The 15,819-nt window shown below is 67.3% G+C and carries 18 protein-coding genes and 1 pseudogene; 12 read left to right on the forward strand and 7 right to left on the reverse strand.

Annotation, left to right across the window (positions count from 1 at the left end; genetic code table 11):
- From AB0H21_RS38505 to AB0H21_RS38530, 6 genes and pseudogenes are all read left to right on the forward strand, one after another.
- Window positions 1-234, forward strand: a pseudogene (locus AB0H21_RS38505) (hypothetical protein); the annotation flags it as partial.
- Between the two features lie 847 nt (window positions 235-1,081).
- Window positions 1,082-2,815: a group II intron reverse transcriptase/maturase gene (gene ltrA, locus AB0H21_RS38510; RefSeq protein WP_358526643.1), complete on the forward strand. Its 1,734-nt coding sequence runs from the start codon at window positions 1,082-1,084 to the stop codon at window positions 2,813-2,815.
- Between the two features lie 546 nt (window positions 2,816-3,361).
- On the forward strand, window positions 3,362-3,655 hold the full coding sequence (locus AB0H21_RS38515) for a hypothetical protein (RefSeq protein WP_358526645.1): 294 nt from the start codon (window positions 3,362-3,364) through the stop codon (window positions 3,653-3,655).
- Entirely contained in the window at window positions 3,652-4,188 is a 537-nt protein-coding gene (locus AB0H21_RS38520) for a hypothetical protein (RefSeq protein WP_358526646.1), read from the forward strand. Before AB0H21_RS38515 ends, AB0H21_RS38520 begins: the two co-directional genes overlap by 4 nt.
- Complete coding sequence (locus AB0H21_RS38525) at window positions 4,185-4,475, forward strand: hypothetical protein (protein ID WP_358526648.1); 291 nt, start codon at window positions 4,185-4,187, stop codon at window positions 4,473-4,475. The genes AB0H21_RS38520 and AB0H21_RS38525 overlap by 4 nt, the downstream gene beginning before the upstream one ends.
- Before the next feature lie 132 nt (window positions 4,476-4,607).
- A complete protein-coding gene (locus AB0H21_RS38530; RefSeq protein WP_358526649.1) occupies window positions 4,608-4,823 on the forward strand; it encodes a site-specific integrase in 216 nt (71 codons plus the stop codon).
- A 52-nt stretch (window positions 4,824-4,875) separates the two neighbouring features.
- On the opposite strand, the gene AB0H21_RS38535 is transcribed toward AB0H21_RS38530, so the two are convergent.
- A complete protein-coding gene (locus AB0H21_RS38535; protein ID WP_358526651.1) occupies window positions 4,876-5,085 on the reverse strand; it encodes a hypothetical protein in 210 nt (69 codons plus the stop codon).
- A gap of 279 nt (window positions 5,086-5,364) precedes the next feature.
- A complete protein-coding gene (locus AB0H21_RS38540) occupies window positions 5,365-6,495 on the reverse strand; it encodes an RICIN domain-containing protein (RefSeq protein ID WP_358526652.1) in 1,131 nt (376 codons plus the stop codon).
- A gap of 575 nt (window positions 6,496-7,070) precedes the next feature.
- Between AB0H21_RS38540 and AB0H21_RS38545 the strand changes: the two genes are divergently transcribed.
- Window positions 7,071-8,048 (forward strand): ABC transporter substrate-binding protein, encoded by a 978-nt coding sequence (locus AB0H21_RS38545; protein ID WP_358526654.1) that lies wholly within the window; start codon window positions 7,071-7,073, stop codon window positions 8,046-8,048.
- A 136-nt stretch (window positions 8,049-8,184) separates the two neighbouring features.
- On the opposite strand, the gene AB0H21_RS38550 is transcribed toward AB0H21_RS38545, so the two are convergent.
- Window positions 8,185-8,748 carry a nuclear transport factor 2 family protein gene (locus AB0H21_RS38550; protein ID WP_358526656.1) on the reverse strand — a complete coding sequence of 188 codons (564 nt, stop codon included), beginning with the start codon at window positions 8,746-8,748 and terminating at the stop codon, window positions 8,185-8,187.
- Between the two features lie 113 nt (window positions 8,749-8,861).
- Window positions 8,862-9,905, reverse strand: a complete 1,044-nt coding sequence (locus AB0H21_RS38555) for a medium chain dehydrogenase/reductase family protein (protein ID WP_358526658.1) — start codon at window positions 9,903-9,905, stop codon at window positions 8,862-8,864.
- Between the two features lie 111 nt (window positions 9,906-10,016).
- Here AB0H21_RS38555 and AB0H21_RS38560 point away from each other — a divergent pair, with 111 nt between their 5' ends.
- Window positions 10,017-10,655: a TetR/AcrR family transcriptional regulator gene (locus AB0H21_RS38560; RefSeq protein WP_358526660.1), complete on the forward strand. Its 639-nt coding sequence runs from the start codon at window positions 10,017-10,019 to the stop codon at window positions 10,653-10,655.
- Window positions 10,656-10,745: 90 nt separating this feature from the next.
- On the opposite strand, the gene AB0H21_RS38565 is transcribed toward AB0H21_RS38560, so the two are convergent.
- On the reverse strand, window positions 10,746-11,087 hold the full coding sequence (locus AB0H21_RS38565) for a glycoside hydrolase family 15 protein (protein ID WP_358526661.1): 342 nt from the start codon (window positions 11,085-11,087) through the stop codon (window positions 10,746-10,748).
- Between the two features lie 146 nt (window positions 11,088-11,233).
- Window positions 11,234-12,700 carry an Ig-like domain-containing protein gene (locus AB0H21_RS38570; protein WP_358526662.1) on the reverse strand — a complete coding sequence of 489 codons (1,467 nt, stop codon included), beginning with the start codon at window positions 12,698-12,700 and terminating at the stop codon, window positions 11,234-11,236.
- Between the two features lie 465 nt (window positions 12,701-13,165).
- Between AB0H21_RS38570 and AB0H21_RS38575 the strand changes: the two genes are divergently transcribed.
- Window positions 13,166-13,921: a MerR family transcriptional regulator gene (locus AB0H21_RS38575; RefSeq protein ID WP_358526664.1), complete on the forward strand. Its 756-nt coding sequence runs from the start codon at window positions 13,166-13,168 to the stop codon at window positions 13,919-13,921.
- 36 nt (window positions 13,922-13,957) lie between these two features.
- Here AB0H21_RS38575 and AB0H21_RS38580 read toward each other — a convergent pair whose 3' ends face one another.
- Entirely contained in the window at window positions 13,958-14,086 is a 129-nt protein-coding gene (locus tag AB0H21_RS38580) for a hypothetical protein (RefSeq protein WP_358526665.1), read from the reverse strand.
- A 40-nt stretch (window positions 14,087-14,126) separates the two neighbouring features.
- On the opposite strand from AB0H21_RS38580, the gene AB0H21_RS38585 reads away from it, so the two are divergent.
- Genes AB0H21_RS38585 through AB0H21_RS38595 form a run of 3 tightly spaced genes read left to right on the forward strand, consistent with a single transcriptional unit; the run spans window position 14,127 to window position 15,650 of the window.
- Complete coding sequence (locus AB0H21_RS38585; RefSeq protein ID WP_358526666.1) at window positions 14,127-14,639, forward strand: AAA family ATPase; 513 nt, start codon at window positions 14,127-14,129, stop codon at window positions 14,637-14,639.
- A 1-nt stretch (window position 14,640) separates the two neighbouring features.
- A complete protein-coding gene (locus AB0H21_RS38590) occupies window positions 14,641-15,381 on the forward strand; it encodes an ABC transporter ATP-binding protein (protein WP_358526668.1) in 741 nt (246 codons plus the stop codon).
- A 17-nt stretch (window positions 15,382-15,398) separates the two neighbouring features.
- Window positions 15,399-15,650, forward strand: coding sequence for an ABATE domain-containing protein (locus AB0H21_RS38595; RefSeq protein ID WP_358526670.1), 252 nt, complete (start codon window positions 15,399-15,401; stop codon window positions 15,648-15,650).
- Window positions 15,651-15,819 lie beyond the last annotated feature (169 nt).

Here is a 15,819-nt window from a genome sequence, read left to right on the forward strand (position 1 = left end):
CCGAACGGCTATCCGGCGGCACGAGCCGGACATTACTGGGTGGACCGTGCCCGCGCCGAAGTGTGGACGGCACGCCACGCAGAGGCGATGGAGTCTCTGGAAACCGCCAGACGAGTGGCATCCGATCAGACGCGTTATCACCCAAGCGTGCACGAAACAGTGGCGGCGCTCCTCCGTGCGAAGGCGAAAGCCCCCGACTCGCTGATCAAGTTCGCCCAGTGGTGCGGCGTGTAGTCCCACATCCGCCGGGTGGCAGTCAAGGGCCTTGGTGTTGACAACCGGTCAACGCCAAGGCCCTTCGCATGCGGCCACGATGTGACGGACAGCATCACGACGAACGCAATGCGTGAACAAGGCGGAACCCGCAGGCGTGGCGCCGTACGGGTTCCTTGATCAGGAAGGTGTGCGACACGAAGCCGCACAGTGTGAGCGGGCGCACAGGTTGGAGGATCGATCTATGTCGAGTGTGTAGCCCTGGGCTCGTGCTCAATAGCCCATCCCCGCCCCGACGTGCGCCAGGTCGTCCTGCGGCCTTGGGGTTCGAAGCTCGGGGAAAAGCCGAAGTGCTCCTGATCCATCCAGGGGCCACGGGTGAGGGGAAAGCCGGACGGGTGAACTAGTGAACCTTCGACTGATGTCTCGTAATGATCAGCCTTGGGTAGATGGAGGCCAGACCAAGGTGTAGGGCCCGGCCGTTGGAAGGCGGCGAGTGGCGGCCGTGGGATCTTTCAGCGGCCGCGGGAGCACCGCTGGCCCCGGGATATAGGAGGCACCCACCCCGGTCGCATCTCACAAGCGCGGAACGTGGAAACCCCGTCGGGGTCCGGAGTGGGCTCCGCTTCGGTAGGCCGACTGTAAGGAGGGCTCAATTCTCCGGCGGGACAGGATGCCCAAGAAGCTAATGTCGGCAGCCGAAAGGAAACAGGAAAACGGGCGAGACCGCCACTCCCTTCAGTGGTAGCTCGTATAACTGGCCGGATACCGGTTGGAACCCGGATGCGAAAGCAGGCTGACGTGGGCAGGTGAGCCTTTGAAGAGAATCGGCTCGAACCGGCGGAACCGAAGGACAAGTTAGACACCTATGGTGAACGGACCTGAGGACTTATTTCTGGAATGGGATGCCATTGACTGGCGCTCCCGCGAAGAAGAGGTACGCCGACTACGGCAAAGGATCTTCAAGGCGTCTCAGGAGCAAGACTGGGCTAAGGTCCGGAACTTGCAGAAATTGATGCTACGGAGCATGTCGAACACGCTCGTGAGTGTGCGGCAGGCGACGCAGCGTAATCCTGGCCGCAAGACAGCGGGGGTGGATGGAGAGGTTGCGTTGACCCCTTCGACCCGGGCGCTGATGGCGATGAGGGTTCATCAAAGTCGAGCGTCATGGGATCCGCTTCCGGTCAAGCGGGTGTACATACCAAAGGCTAATGGAAAGCGACGCCCACTCGGCATTCCAGTGATGATGGACCGGTGTCACCAGGCTCGGGTCCGTAATGCACTGGAACCGGAGTGGGAGGCCCGGTTCGAGCCGAAGTCCTATGGCTTCCGGCCCGGCCGTAGCTGTCAGGACGCCATCCGGGTTCTTCACACTGTCTTGGCGAACCCCAAGGCCAAGCGCGTGTGGGTGCTGGATGCGGACCTGTCGGCGGCCTTCGACAGAATCGATCATGACCTGCTGCTGGCCGCTCTTGGCTCGTTCCCCGCCAGGGAAATGACCCGGGACTGGCTGCGTGCGGGGGTGATTGAGCCAGGAAAAGGTTTCGCCACTACCGACGAAGGGACTCCTCAGGGTGGCGTGATCAGTCCGCTATTGTTGAATATCGCTCTCCATGGGCTGGAGGAAGCTGCCGGTGTCCGATACCGCGTTTCCGGCGATTACGCGGGGAAAACTCGATCGGGCAGCCCGGCGCTGGTTAGATACGCCGATGACTTCGTGGTCTGCTGTCATACAAGAGAGCAGGCCGAAGATGTTCAAAGGCGGCTCGCCACGTGGATGGCACCCCGGGGACTGTCCTTCAATCTGGAGAAGACGAAAATTGTACACCTCGACGAGGGGTTCGATTTCCTCGGGTTCACCGTCCGGAGGTATCCCAATGGCGCGACTTTGACCAAGCCGAGCAAGCAGGCAGTGATACGGGTTCGCAAAGAGCTCGCGGCAGAGATGCGTAGGTTACGCGGATCTAATGCGGGGGCGGTACTCGCCCAGCTCAATCCACTTATCCGTGGTTGGGCTGCCTATTATCGAGGAGCGGTGTCCAGTGCCACGTTCCGGGTACTGGACGACTACATGTGGAAGCTCACTTACAAGTGGGCTACCTACACCCACTCCAAAAAGCCGAAAAGATGGGTCATCGCCCACTACTTCGGCAAGTTCAACAAGTTCAGGAATGACCGGTGGGTATTCGGCGACCGCAACAGCGGAGCTTATCTCATCAAGTTTTCCTGGACCCCCATCGTCCGGCACATTGCGGTTCTGGGCAGAGCCTCTCCAGATGACCCCGCCCTGAACGAATACTGGGCCGAACGGCGGCGAAAGGTCAAACCTCCGCTTGACGGCTATACGCTTCGCCTGCTCACTGAGCAGGATGGGCGTTGTCCCCTATGCGGGGAACCCTTATTGTCCCCCGATCAACCACCACAATCTCCACAACAGTGGGAACGATGGTGGTTGCAAGTCACCCGTAAAGCGATAGCCGCCAGCTATCTCACCCACTACGGAAGACATGGCCCGCTGGACGGCAACCGGACCCGACTGGTGCACGCTCACTGCCACCGTCGAATCAAAAGGCGTGAACAGGACACAGGACGACAGACCTGAGCGCCCGATGGGGCTTGCTTGAGCCGGATGCGGTGAAAGCCGCACGTCCGGTTCTGAGGGGGGAGGGGGGCAGCAATGCTCCCCTCCTACCCGACCCTCCTGGCCCATGTCCATGACTAGAGGCATTCGCGTCATCCGCGTCCGCTGGGGCGCGGATGCTCCGCCGTTGCCGCTCGGGTGCCGCTGGTGTGGACATCCGCCGTACGCCCACGACGCCTCCAGCCTCCCGCACCGCCGTCACCACCAATGGGAGCAGCCGACCCTCGCGCAGATGCGTCGGCGCCTGGACGCCCGGCGGCGTTTGGGCCTGTGCGCGTCCCTTCCGGCGGTGGCGGCCACGCGTCCGCTGATCGTCGAGCCGCCCGCCACCGCGCGGCGCGGCAGGCACGCACGGCCAGTCCCAGCGGCCGTCCAGTACGAGCGGCGCCACTTCCCCGGCACGGCAGGGGCTGGGCGACGAGAGCCGTACCAAGGGAAGTTCGACCGATCCAAGCAATTGAGTCCAGAACTGTACCGATCTGAGCCGTACCGGCATGGAGCGGCAGCGTGAGCGGGCGGGAAGCGGGGCGGCACAGGGTCGGTGGGCCGCAGGTGCGGGTGGAGCCGCGGAGCTGGGATCCGGCCAAGAAGGCGGCGGCCTCGCAGGTCGATCAGATGGAGCCGGGGTGGTTCGTGTCGTACGGGGTCGGGAGTCGGCGGTTCGTTGCGATCGCGACGTGGCGGGCTCCGCAGCCGCTGAGGGTCGAGGCGGGCTCGGTCGAAGAACTGCGCGAGCTGATGCGTGAGGCTGAGTTGGGGGCGATGGCGGGGTTGGGGCGATCGTGGGCGTGGGTGGCGTGAGCGGTTCCGGCACGCACGCCTGCGAGCCCGTCGAGCCCGTCCGCTCTCGGGAGCCCGTCCACTCTCTGGAGTCGGTCCGATCGGTGGAGTCCGTCCCGCCCGTCCAGGCCGTCGAGCCTGTCGAGTCCGTCCGGTCTGTGGAGTGCGTCCGGTCTGTGGAGTCCGTCGAGCCCGTCGAATCCGCTGCGTCCGAGGCCGGGTGGCGTGACCCGTACGGATTGGGGCCGGACGCGCGGATCTCGGTGGGCGGCTACTTCCCGCGCGTCACCGGGCGGCCGGGGGAACCGCCGGGCTCCTGCACGACGGGAGGTGACAGGCCGTTGTACGCGGTCGCGTTCGTTGTGCCGTCCAGGGTCGAGCACGCCGTGGCCTGGGCGCTTGCCGTTCCCGGCGTGGTGGCCACTGCGGCGTGCACGGCTCAGGTCAGGGTGGCCGGCATTTCCGGGTCGCGGGTGATCTGGATGCCGGGCGTGATGATGTGCGGCGACTGCGCCGTGGTGGTCGGTGGGGCGAGGCGGGGTGGAGTGCTGTGACGCTCAGCGCGACGGACGGCAGCGCCGGGCACGGGCCTCATGTGCTGGAGCCGCAGCCGGATTGCGTACAAGTCCAGTGGCAGGCCGCGACTCAAGCCGAGGACCGGCGCAGGGTGCTGCGGTGGACGTGTGAGTGCAGGCCGATGGTGTACTACCTGGTCACGGCCGGTGGACAGGGCTACATCGAACGGACGGGGCCCGGTGCGGCGACGGTTCAGACGGCTCGGATGCGGCACGTGCAGGTGGCGGATCTGTGGGAGTTGATCTGGCTGGGACGTGCCCGATGATGGCGCGGCGTCGTGACACCACATGGCACGAGGAGTTTCTCCGCTTGGTGAACGACGGCCTGACCTTCAAGGCGGCGCTCGGCAAGCTCGGCGTGAGCCCTGCCACCCTCAACAAGCACTTCCAGGCCGACCATGCCTTCCACGCCAGGGCCAGACGCGGGCGCACCCGCCGTTTCCGCCCACATCCTGCGGCACACCTTGGCGACCAACCTCCTGCGCGCGGGCGTCGACATCGTCGTCGTCGCCGAACTCCTCGGCCACACCCGCCTCGACACCACCCGCCGCTACACCCTGCCTACCCACACCGACCTCGAAGACGCCGTCAGCCATCTCCCCACCGATCAGTAGGGCCACCGCTGAACTGGGCGAACTCAATCGCGTGTACCTGGCTGCACGAGTCTTACCGACACCCCGGGACGCGGTCATCGACCAGCGTGACGTCCAGACCTGACGCTCGGATGCGCTGTCGGACCAATTCCGCGTCCGCATCCTCCAGCGCGGTGATGTTCACTGGGGTCGAGACGATCTCGACCCCAGGCTGATTGCTGAGGCTCTGATGCACCGCAATCGTCTCATCAACACGTCGCAGCAGGTCAACGGCTTTGGTCATGTCCGCCAGCGTAGAGAATCGACACCGGCCGAGCCTCACCTTTGCGCGATGGTGGGGGTATCCGGCCACGATGTCAGACCCTGTGTGCCGCCAGTCCCACATGGCGGCCGGGACATGTTCGGGAGCGGAGGGCCCTGGAGGCTGAGACTGCGAGGGATTCTCCTCAGGCTGACTCGGTCCTTGAGCGGCAACCGAACGGCCGGTGACGAGAAGGGGGCCTGGTGGGCTTGCCTTCTGGTCGCCGGCCGTTCGGTTGGTCGCTCCGCGGTCGCTGGGCGCTCAGGTCAGGCGTGATCGGTACTGCTCGAGTTCCTCTGCGGCCTGCTCCGGCCAGGCGTCGGAGATGGCCACTTTGTCGTCGCAAACAGTCCACTCCATGACCGTGGTCCCGTCGAGGCGTTCCAGGACGTACTTGTCCTCGCGGTACCAGATCGCCTCGGCGACTCTGATGCCCGGGCCGTAGGTGCGCGTGATCGTCTTCTCCACCCAGGACTCCGTGATGTCCTCGCTGGTGGTGGTGACCTTCATCTGGTGCGCGAAAGTGGTGCTGATGGAGGAGCCGAACCCCTTGAACCCGAACGACGCCTCGGAACTGACCGACGTGCTGGTGGTCTCCTCCACCTCCGTGGAGTTACGGCTCGACAGGCCGACGTAGGTCGTCTCCTTCTTCTCGTGCTGCGAGGCGCCTCCGTGCTCGTAGTAGTAGACGCGCTTCCAGTAGCCGTACCTGCGCAGGATGTAGTACGGGTTCTCCCGCCCCTGGCGCTGTCGGTTGTATGACTGGTCGGTGATGAACGGGAACGGATAGGCGAAGTTGGCGATCTCGACGGGGTCGGTGGTGTCCGAGTCCGTGGGCGCGAAGTCGGTCATTCGGTGGATGTCGCCGATACCTACGTCTTCGAAGGTGGGCAGGTTCAGCACGCGCTCGAACTCGTCCTCGACCTCGAACACCCACTGCTGCGACTTGGCGCCGGATGGGTTGTTGGTGTCTTTGTGCTGTTCCACCCACTCCCCTTTTTCTTTGGAGTACCCGTAGATGTTCATGAGATGATTGCTCTTCTGGTTCCGCACCCGGTACGTGTCATCGGACACGTGCTCGAGTAGCCAGGTCTGGCTCGGGGCTGTACTGGGCGACTGCAGCTTGCGGTACTGCTCCACCGGCTCCGTCTGCTCGGTGCTGTTGTCGACGATCTTCATGATGAAGCCGCTGTTCTTGTTCGCGAACAGGTAGGCCCCGTAGTCCAGGGGGAAGACGTGCCAGACCTTCGCGTCATGCTTCGCCCCGCCGTCCTCCATGGGCCACTGCTCCAAACGCGCCCCGGTCTCTGTGCTGTTGGACTTGACGTTGAGGTAGTAGCCGCTGTTCACATTTTTGATCCGGTAGGACCGGCCGGCCTCGATGACGGACATGGGTGAAACTTCCCTCCACTCGATGATCACTACAATGAGAATCCAATCAGGAACATTGCGTGATCACGCGTGGGCTCGCCCGACCTCGCGGCAGGCCCCCACCCCACCCTCGCCGCCCTACGCACCCCAGGCCGCGGCCGCGAACTCCTCAGTCATCCCACGGATGAGCGCAACACCAAACCTCACGCAAGCTCTCAGACTGATGGGAAAACTGGACCAACCTGTCCCACGCGACTGCACGGTCCGGCCCCCGACACCTCCTGGCACCCTCGGCTGCCGCCGCTCCTGGCCGCCGGGCTATCGGTCGCGCAGGCGGCCAAGCGGATCGGGAAAAGCCCTATAACCGTAAGAAATCACCTGAAGCGGTTTCCTGATCTGCACACCGCTGCGAACAGGGCCGCCGGGCAAGGCCCCGGGGCTGACTTGGCGTCTCAGGGCTAACCCCCACTCAACCTACTCATGAGTTGTTGAGAAGGTGTCGGCCCGTCCGGGCGCGGAGGTTGACGAGGTGTGACGGCGGCCATACGCTTCTTGCTACCTACTTGAGTAGGTAGGTATTGGAAGAAGGAAAGCTCATGCGTCGTTTCATAGCAGCCGCTCTGATGGTCGCTCTGAGCGTCCCCGCCCTCGTGTCCTGCGGCGATTCCGCCTCCGACGATGGATCCGACGCCGGCGCCGGGGGGACCGTGCCGGTCACCTTCGCCGCCCTGTCGATCGCCCAGGCCGCCCCCCTCGTCCTGGGTGAGAAGCGGGGCATCTTCAAGGACAACGGGATCGACTTCAAGATCGAGTTCGTCGAGCCGGCCGCGGTGATCCCGGGGGTGGTGAGCGGGCAGTACGACGTCGGCCTCCTCAACGCGCCGGCGGTGCTCGCCGCCCGCGCCAACAAGGTCCCGGTCAAGTCCGTGGCCACCGCGTCGGCCACCACCGGTGACCCGGCCGACTTTCCCATCCAGATCGTGGTTCCCGTCGGCAGCGCCATCAGGTCACCGAAGGACCTTGTCGGCAAGAAGGTGGCCACGGACACCCTCTACCAGCTACCGGACCTGGGCATGCGCAGCTCCCTGATGGCGTCGGGCGTCGACCCGAAGTCCCTCGACATCGTCGAGATCCCGTTCCCTGACATGGGCACCGCCCTGCGGGAGGGCAAGGTCGACGCCGCTGCGATCAGCGAGCCGTTCGGTACCATCCTGCGCGACTCCGGCGCGATCAGAGACCTGCTGTCCACCAGCATCGGCCAGCCCGAGGGGTCCCCGCAGTCCGTGATCGTCAGTTCGGAGCGGTACATCGGCAAGAACCCGAACGTCATCGCCAAGTTCCAGAAGGCGGTCGACGAGGCGCTCAAGTACGCCGCCACCCACGACGACGAGATGCGCGCCACGCTGCCCGGCTTCACCAAGTTGGACGCCAAGCTCGCGGCCGCGATCCGGTTCGTGCCGCCGTCCGGTGACGACACCCTGGAAGGGTGGCAGGCATGGGCGGACATCCTGGTCAAGACGGGGGTTGTCAAGGCACCCATCGATGTGAAGGCCGCGTACGTTCCGGTCGGCTGAGTCATCTCCACGATGGAGGGGCCGACGCCTTCGGTGTGACACCTGTCGCCGACCGTGATCCGGTGCCGTCACCGAATCGTCGTCAAGAGCGCTTCCCTGCCGCCGAACCCGGTCCGATCAGCTCACGATCGCGGTCTCAGGCGGAGGGGGCCCAGTCCGCCGGCAGGCCGGACTGGCGCAGCACCTCGGCGCGGCTGTAGTAGTCGTCGTTGTTCTTGATCTTCGCGCCCTTCAGGCGCATGACGGTGACCGCAGGTACCGAGAAGGCCGACGGTGCTCCCACGAGGTGCCCGTTGAAGGTCCAGCCGATGACGACCTCGTCGCCGTGCCGGTAGGCCCACCTGAGGTCGCCGTGCAGGTTCTCGATGGACGAGGTGGTGATCGTCACCCATTGGGCGACGCCTTCGGGGCCGGTGAAAGAGGCGCCGAACGCGTGGTCGGTGTAGGTGCCGTCCGCCGTGAACAGGGACGCCAGCTGTTCGGCATCGCCCGCGTTCCAGGCGTTGAGCCAGCTCTTGGCGATGCGCGGCGCGGATTCCCCGTACGGGAGACGGTCGTGACCGGTCTGCCCGGCGGCGGGCGGTGGGACGGGGGCCTGCGAGTGGGCGGCGGTCGCGCCCACCGCCAGCATGGCGGCGGTGCCGAGTGCGACGGCGGCGGTGCGAAGAGAGGTACGGCGGACGCGGTAGGTGCGGGACATGGCATCTCCTGGGATGGGATGGGGGCGGAAACGGGGACGGTGACCTTGTCGGCCGTGACACGCGGGGGTACGTGCCGTCAGGTGGCGGGTGGTCGGGGCAGGGGACCGGGATGTCACGCGTCGGGCACGAGGACGACCTTGCCGGTGACGGTGCGTGATTCGGCGAGCGTCAGCGCGGACGCGGCGTCGGAGAGTGGGATCCTCGCGGCGATCTGCGGGACGAGGACGCCGTCGGCCAATAGCCGCAGCACCTGGGTGAGGTCCTCACGCAGCCGGTCGCGGAAGGCGTCGGCGCGGCGTCGGCCCGCCCAGAAGTTGTAGAAGTAGGCGCTCCTGCCGTTGGGCAGGTGGTTCCACAGGACGAGGCGGGCGAACAGCTTCAGCACCGGCAGCTGGGAGTTGCCGTCCTCGTTCTTGGTGGTGGCGGTGCCGTACGACACGAGGGTTCCGCCCCGGCGCAGTAGCCGCCACGACTCGACCAGGCCGGCGCCGCCGACGTGGTCGAACACGGCGTCCACACCGTCCGGCGCGAGTCGCCGGATCCGGTCGTACATGTGGGGGTCCCGGTAGTCGACCGGGGTCGCGCCCAGTTCGCGTACGGTCTCGTGGTGGCGCGCGGACGCCGTGCCGATCACGGTGATCCCGGCGTGGCGGGCCAGTTGCACCAGCGTCGTGCCGACGCCGCCGTTGGCGCCGAGCACCACGATCGTCCCGCCGGGGCGGACCCTGGCCATCTGGTGCAGCATCTGCCAGGCGGTGATCCCGTTGACGAGGAGGGTCTCCACGGCGGCCGGGTCCGGGCCCTCGGGTACGGGCACCAGGTCCGCGGCGTCGACCTGCAGGTGGCTGGCCCAGGCACCGATCTTGGTCACCGCGGCGAACCGCTTGCCGATCATCGTGGCGTCCACGCCGGGGCCGGCCGCGATGACCGTGCCGACCAGGTCGTAGCCGGGCACGAATGGGAAGGGCGGCTGGTCGTAGTACTTGCCGCGGCGCATCTGCTGCTCGGCGAACGAGACGCCGGTGGCGTCCATCCGGAGCACGACCTGGCCCGGGGCCGGGGGCGGCAGGGGCCGGGTGCGGACCTGCAGCCCGGTCGGCTCGACCTTGCCGGACAGGACGATCTCGGTGACGGACGCGGTGGCGGTGTCGTTCATGGGGGGCTCCTAGCTGGCGGGCTGCGATCACCTACGGCCGTAAATATACGGATGTAAACTAACGAGTGCAAGGTCTCTTGGCGGCTAACCTTCACGCTGTAAGGTCACGGCATGGAGGACACGAAGACCGCACCGAGAACGACCCGCGCCCGCAACCGCCGGGGCGAGGGCGGGCGCCTGCGCGACGAGATCATCACCGCCGCCATGGAACTGCTCGAGGAGTCCGGTGACGAGCGCACCGTCACCCTGCGGTCCATCGCCCGGCGGATCGGGATCTCCGCGCCGTCGATCTACCCGCACTTCCCCGACCAGCCGGCCATCATGCTGGCCGTCGTGCGGCAGGCCTTCGAGGAGTTGGACCGTCAGCTACGCACGGCCGGCGCGCACGTCGGCGACGACCCACGACAGCGCCTGCACGCGGTCTGCCACGCCTACCTGGACTTCGCTCGGAACCACCCTGAGCGCTACCGCACCATGTTCGGCGGCCTCTGGATGCCGACGCTCGGTGACACCCTGACCGAGAAGGACCTCACCACGCTAGGCTCGGCGAGTCTGCGACTCCTCGCCGAGACCCTCGACGACTGCGCGGCCGCCGGAGTCGCCGACAGCACCGACCCGCCCAGCGACGCGATCGCGCTCTGGCTCGGCCTGCACGGCCTCGCCCACCAACGGGCCGTGACCCGCGTCTTCCCCTGGCCGAACGACATCGCCGAGCGCCTCATCACCGCCCTCGCCCACCTGCGGGACTAGATACGATCAGGCATCGCGGCCCCCTGCACCGCTGAGATCCTGCGAGGGTGGCGTCACGTGCTCGGACCCGCCGTCCGCCCCTGGAATCCGTCATTCTTGGGCGCTGATGGTGGCGGCGGTGTTGATCAGGGCGACGTGACTGTACGCCTGGGGGAAGTCGCCGAGCTGACGCCGGTCGGTGACGTCGTATTCCTCGGAGATGAGCCCGAGGTCGTTGCGCAGCGACAACAGCCGCTCGAAAAGGCGCCGGGACTCCTCGCGCCGGCCCAGGCGGGCCGGCGCCGGCGCGTGCACGTCCCGCCCCTGGCCGGGGCCGGCAGCCACCGGCCGGCACCCGGCGCCCAGCAGAGCCGCGAAGCAGGAGTCGGAGTCGAACCGGGGCAGGCACAGCCAGTCCACGGACGGCAATGCCCAAGGAGCAGGCCTCGGCACGCCGGGACGGTCGCGGCACCCGTTGGTAGCGACCCGGCCGCCCGGCGGCGTTGGCCGGCATTGATGGCGAGCTGGACCTCTGGTCTCGTTACGGTTCAGCCCATTGCGCGATCCCCGTATGGGCGATGGTGAGGCGGTCGTTGGGGTCAGGGTGCGTAGGCGGTGATCAGTCTGGCTTGCCGGGTCGGTGTTGTCTGGGCTGGGCTCGGGCAGCGTGGGGTCTCGAAGACGACGCCGTCCAGGAGGTTGCCGGTCGCCGGGTTACCGCCTGCGGTCGACACTGACTCGAAGGAGAACCGGGTCACGGTCTGTCCCGGCGGGACGACGTAGGTCCCGGTGTAGCGGCGCCAGGCGGTGTTGCCGTCGGTGATGTCGGGTGAGGAGGCTCCGGCGGGGGTCTGGGCGACGGTCGCGCCGGGGGCGCCGATGAGCACGTGCATCGTGTCGGTGCCCGCGACGCCTCGGTGATACAGCGACCAGGTCATGACGGTTCCGGGAATGGTGGGCAGGTCCTGGTACAGCGTGGAGAACATGTTGGCGTTGAGTTCGGCGAACTGCTGCCCGTCAGCCGATGGGACCCCGCCGTAGCCGGTGCGCCAGAACTCCACCAGGTTGTCGGTGGCGGTGGTGTGCCAGCCGATGGCCGGGTTGGTCGAGGCGTCGGGGAGCAGCTGGAACCCGGTCACAGGTGGCGCCTCGAAGCTGCCGTTGGTCAAGGTGACGGGTGTGTCGGTGCACGGGACGGTGACGGTCACCTTGGCGGTGGCGGTTCCGCAGGCGGTGGTGATGGTGTAGGTGAAGGTGTCGGTGCCGACGAAGCCGGGGGCGGGTGTGTAGACCACGGTGTTGCCGGAGATGGTCGCGGTGCCACGGCCGGGGGCGGTGACGTTGCTGATCACCGGTGCGGTGCCGGTGTCGTTGGCCAGAACGGGCACGCTGACGGGTTTGCCCTGGGTGGTGGCGGTGTCGTCGGCGGCTGAGGTGGGCGAGATCGACTGGCCGTTCACGATCTGGATCGGCGGGGCGGGTGTGTTGTTCCCGAGTTGGCCCGGGGCGGCTATGACGCTGCTGATCCCGCTCGGCCGGATGGTCATGCTGCCTCCGACGGTGCCCTGGCGGACCCGGAAGGTGATGACCTTGGCGGGCGGGTCGGTCTTGGAGCCCGGTGAGGTGATCGACAAGGTGGTGCCGTTGATGGTGCCGGTCCCCGACTGGCCGACGATGTCGGCGTTGGCCAGCAGGGACGACAGGTCCCAGGTGGTGGTGTAGGTGCGCACCAGCAGCGGCCACTGCGCCGTGCGGTGGGTCAGGGTGAGGGTGAAGGTGCCGCCCGGCGTGATCTGCCCGCCCCACAGGGACGGAGAGGTGTCGACCGAGACCGACCCGCTGCCCAGCCGCATGCCGAGCGCGTTCTTCCAGTAGTAACTGACCGGGTAGGTCGCCTGCCCCTGCCGGACGCAGGGCGTGGAGGCGGTTCGGGAGACCGCATTCGTCGCTGTGGTGGCGGCCTGCGCACCGGTCCGGGCGGCCACCATCTGCGTCCCCGATACGGCCAGCAGGGTCAACAAGGCGCAGGCCAGCGCGGTGGGCGCGGATCTGGGTCGTAGTGACATCAACACTGAACTCCGCTCTGTCGTGAGGGGTGTCCTCGTAGATCGACTTCACTGCGGACGCTACTATGTGCATTCGATCAATCACCCAAAGTGCTGGACGTTGCGATCTCCGTGTCGCCCCCGGCATGACCGCGACCCGTGGAATCGACCCGTGGCTCAACCCAAGGTGCACGACACCTACGACGGCAGCCTCGGGACCCGGGGCCCTTCCTCGGCACCGAGACCGGCCCCATCGGCAGGCTCAAGGAGAAATTCACGTGATCGCGCAGGGGTGACCGGGCCGCGTCCCGGGCGGGCGGCTCACCGGCACCCGCCGCTCCGTAGCGGAGCAGCCCGTTCATGACGCGGAACACCGCTCCTCCTCCGTCGGCGGCGCCTCCAACCTTGACACTGCCCTAGGGGCATGGTTTCCACTTGAGGCGATCGGCGATCCGGCCGGCGAACGAACACACGGAGGAACCCGAGGTGGCGTGGAGCACCCGCCAGCTGGCCGAACTCGCGGGCACGACCCTGAAGGCCGTGCGCCACTATCACGAGATCGGGCTGCTCGACGAACCCGCACGCACCTCGAACGGCTACAAGCAGTACGAAGTGCCCCACCTGTTGCGTCTGCTGCAGATCCGCCGGCTCGCCGACCTCGGCGTGCCGCTGAGCCAGATCCCCGCCATGAGCAGCGCCGACGCGAACCAGAAGGATGCACTGCAGGTGATCGACGCCGAACTCGCGGTCACCATCGAACGCCTCCAGCGCATCCGGTTGGAGATCGCAGCGCTCCAGCAGCACGGCACCCCTGCAGCCGAGCTCCCGGTCGAATTCGGAGCCATCGCGAACAACATGACCGAGACCGACCGGTCGCTCATCATGATCTACTCGCGCGTCTTCACCGACGGCGCGATGCGCGCCTTCCGAGAGATCTTCCAAGCCGAGCGGAGCGAGGTCGACGAAGAGTTCGCCCAACTGCCGCCGGACGCCGACCTCGCGACCAAGCGCCGACTCGCGGAACGACTGGCCCCAGAGGTGCGGGAGCTCTACGCGAAGTATCCCTGGATGCACGACCCTGACCTGCAGGCATTCCAGGGCAACCCCGCGCTCCTGCAGAACACGGTCAACCGTGCCATCGTCGAGCTCTACAATCTCGCCCAGCTCGAAGTCATCTACCGTGCGCATCTCCTGGCCACCGGGCAGACCGACGAACGACTCGACGCACGCGAACAGAGCTGACGAGCGACCGCATCAGCCCGAAGGGAAAGGGCGATTTCACACGATGATGACCGCGGTGACCGCCACCGAGATGCCGAACGTCAGCCACCACAGGCCCGCCACCCGGCGGGCGCCCTCACCGTGCGGGTTGAGCGTCGACTGACTCGACCGGCTGCATGCGGTCACCAGCATCAGGGCGGCGCCCAGTCATCAGCCGCAGGACGCCGTGAGTGCGCCCAGGTGGGTGAACTCGGCGGTGACCGGGCGGCCCGGTTCCAGTGGTGAGAGAGTCCCCGGCGGGCCGCTCGGCGTCCGCGGTCGCGCAGGCCGCGGGCGAGCGCTCGACCAGGCGGCTACCGACGTCGGAGCGCTTCCGTCAGTTCACGTCGAAGACCTTGCCGGTCTCGACCGGCCGGACGTCCACGCCGCCGACCTGTCCTACGGGCAGCAGAAGCTGCTCGGCCTGGCGGTCGCGCTGTCGACCCGCCCCGCCGTGCTCTGCCTCGACGAGCCGCTCGCCGGGGTCAGTCCCGCCACCGTCGACCTGCTGCTCGACGTGGTACGCGACATCCGCGCCGCCGGGGTCGCGCTGCTGCTGGTCGAGCACAACATCGAGTTCGTGCGCGAGGTCAGCGATCGGGTGACCGTGCTGGCCGCCGGGGCGGTCGTCGCCGGCGGCACGCCGGACATTCTGGACGGCGACAAGCTGGTGTTCGAGACACTGATGGGAAACGCCTGAGATGGCCCAGATCGACGCCACCCTCGCTCTGCGAGTGGAGAAGCTGGTCGTGGGGTACGGCCGGGCCGCGCCCGTGCTGCGCGGGCTGGACCTGCGCGCCGACGGTGGTCAGGTGACAACGGTCATCGGGCCCAACGGCGCAGGGGAGTCCACGTTGCTCAAGGCACTGGCCGGACACGCGCGGCCCCGCTCGGGCCGGGTGCTCGTGCGCGGCATCGAGGTGCAGGACATGGCGGCCGTGACCCGGGTGCGGCACGGCGTCGGCTATTGCGGCCAGGGGCGCGTCAACTTCGCCCGGCTCACAGTGGAGGAAAACCTGGCCCTGGCGGGCTTCTCTCTGCCGCGCGATGTCCTGCGGGAACGGCTGCGCCAGGCACGGGCCGACCCGTTGGTGGACGCGCGGTGGCGGTCGAGAGTGGGCGACCTGAGCGGCGGCCAGCAGCAGAGCGTCGAGATCGCCATGGCGCTGATGACCCGCCCATCAGTGCTGCTGCTGGACGAGCCCTCGCTCGGACTGTCACCGGCGGCGCGGCGGGAGGTATTCGCCCGTGCCCGGAGCGTCGCCGACGAGGGCACGTGTGTGGTAGTCGTTGAGCAGAACGTGCGGGCGGCCACGGAGGTCACCGACCGGCTCGTTGTGCTCGACCGGGGCGTGGTCGCATTGGCCGGCCCTCCCAGGCAGATCCTGTCGGACGAGCGGCTGCGCACCGTCTACGTCGGTGGCCTGCATGCCCGTCCCTGACCCGAGGGAACAACTCAGTGACGGCGCCGTTAGCCAACGAGAGACTGCTCCGGAAGCTTCTCGTCTTCAACCTACGTCCCGGCCGGCTATGCCTGGACATGGTGGCGACCAAGGCGGACTGGACCGGCATCGGCTTCGAGCGGGTGGCCACGCCGGAACGGCTGGCGCTGTGGCTGGCGGCTGTGCGCCTGCCGCCCCTCGCCGCACCGCCCGACACGGCCGACCTGGCCGCCTTCCACCGGCTCAGGGACTCCGTCTACCGGCGCTGACCAGAGGCGCTGCGCGGTCGAGCCATTCGTCGCTGCGGTCGGGCTGCGGCCACGGCGACGCGGCGTTCGTCGTTGAGCGCTCTTGTCGGGCGGGTGGTCCGGTGACGGGCGGCCGTCGATGATTGATCGTTGGTGGCCCGGCCAGGTTCGGCGCGACGGCCTGTGGTGG

This window comes from Sphaerisporangium sp. NPDC051011, assembly GCF_040653595.1.
Lineage (GTDB): Bacteria > Actinomycetota > Actinomycetes > Streptosporangiales > Streptosporangiaceae > Sphaerisporangium.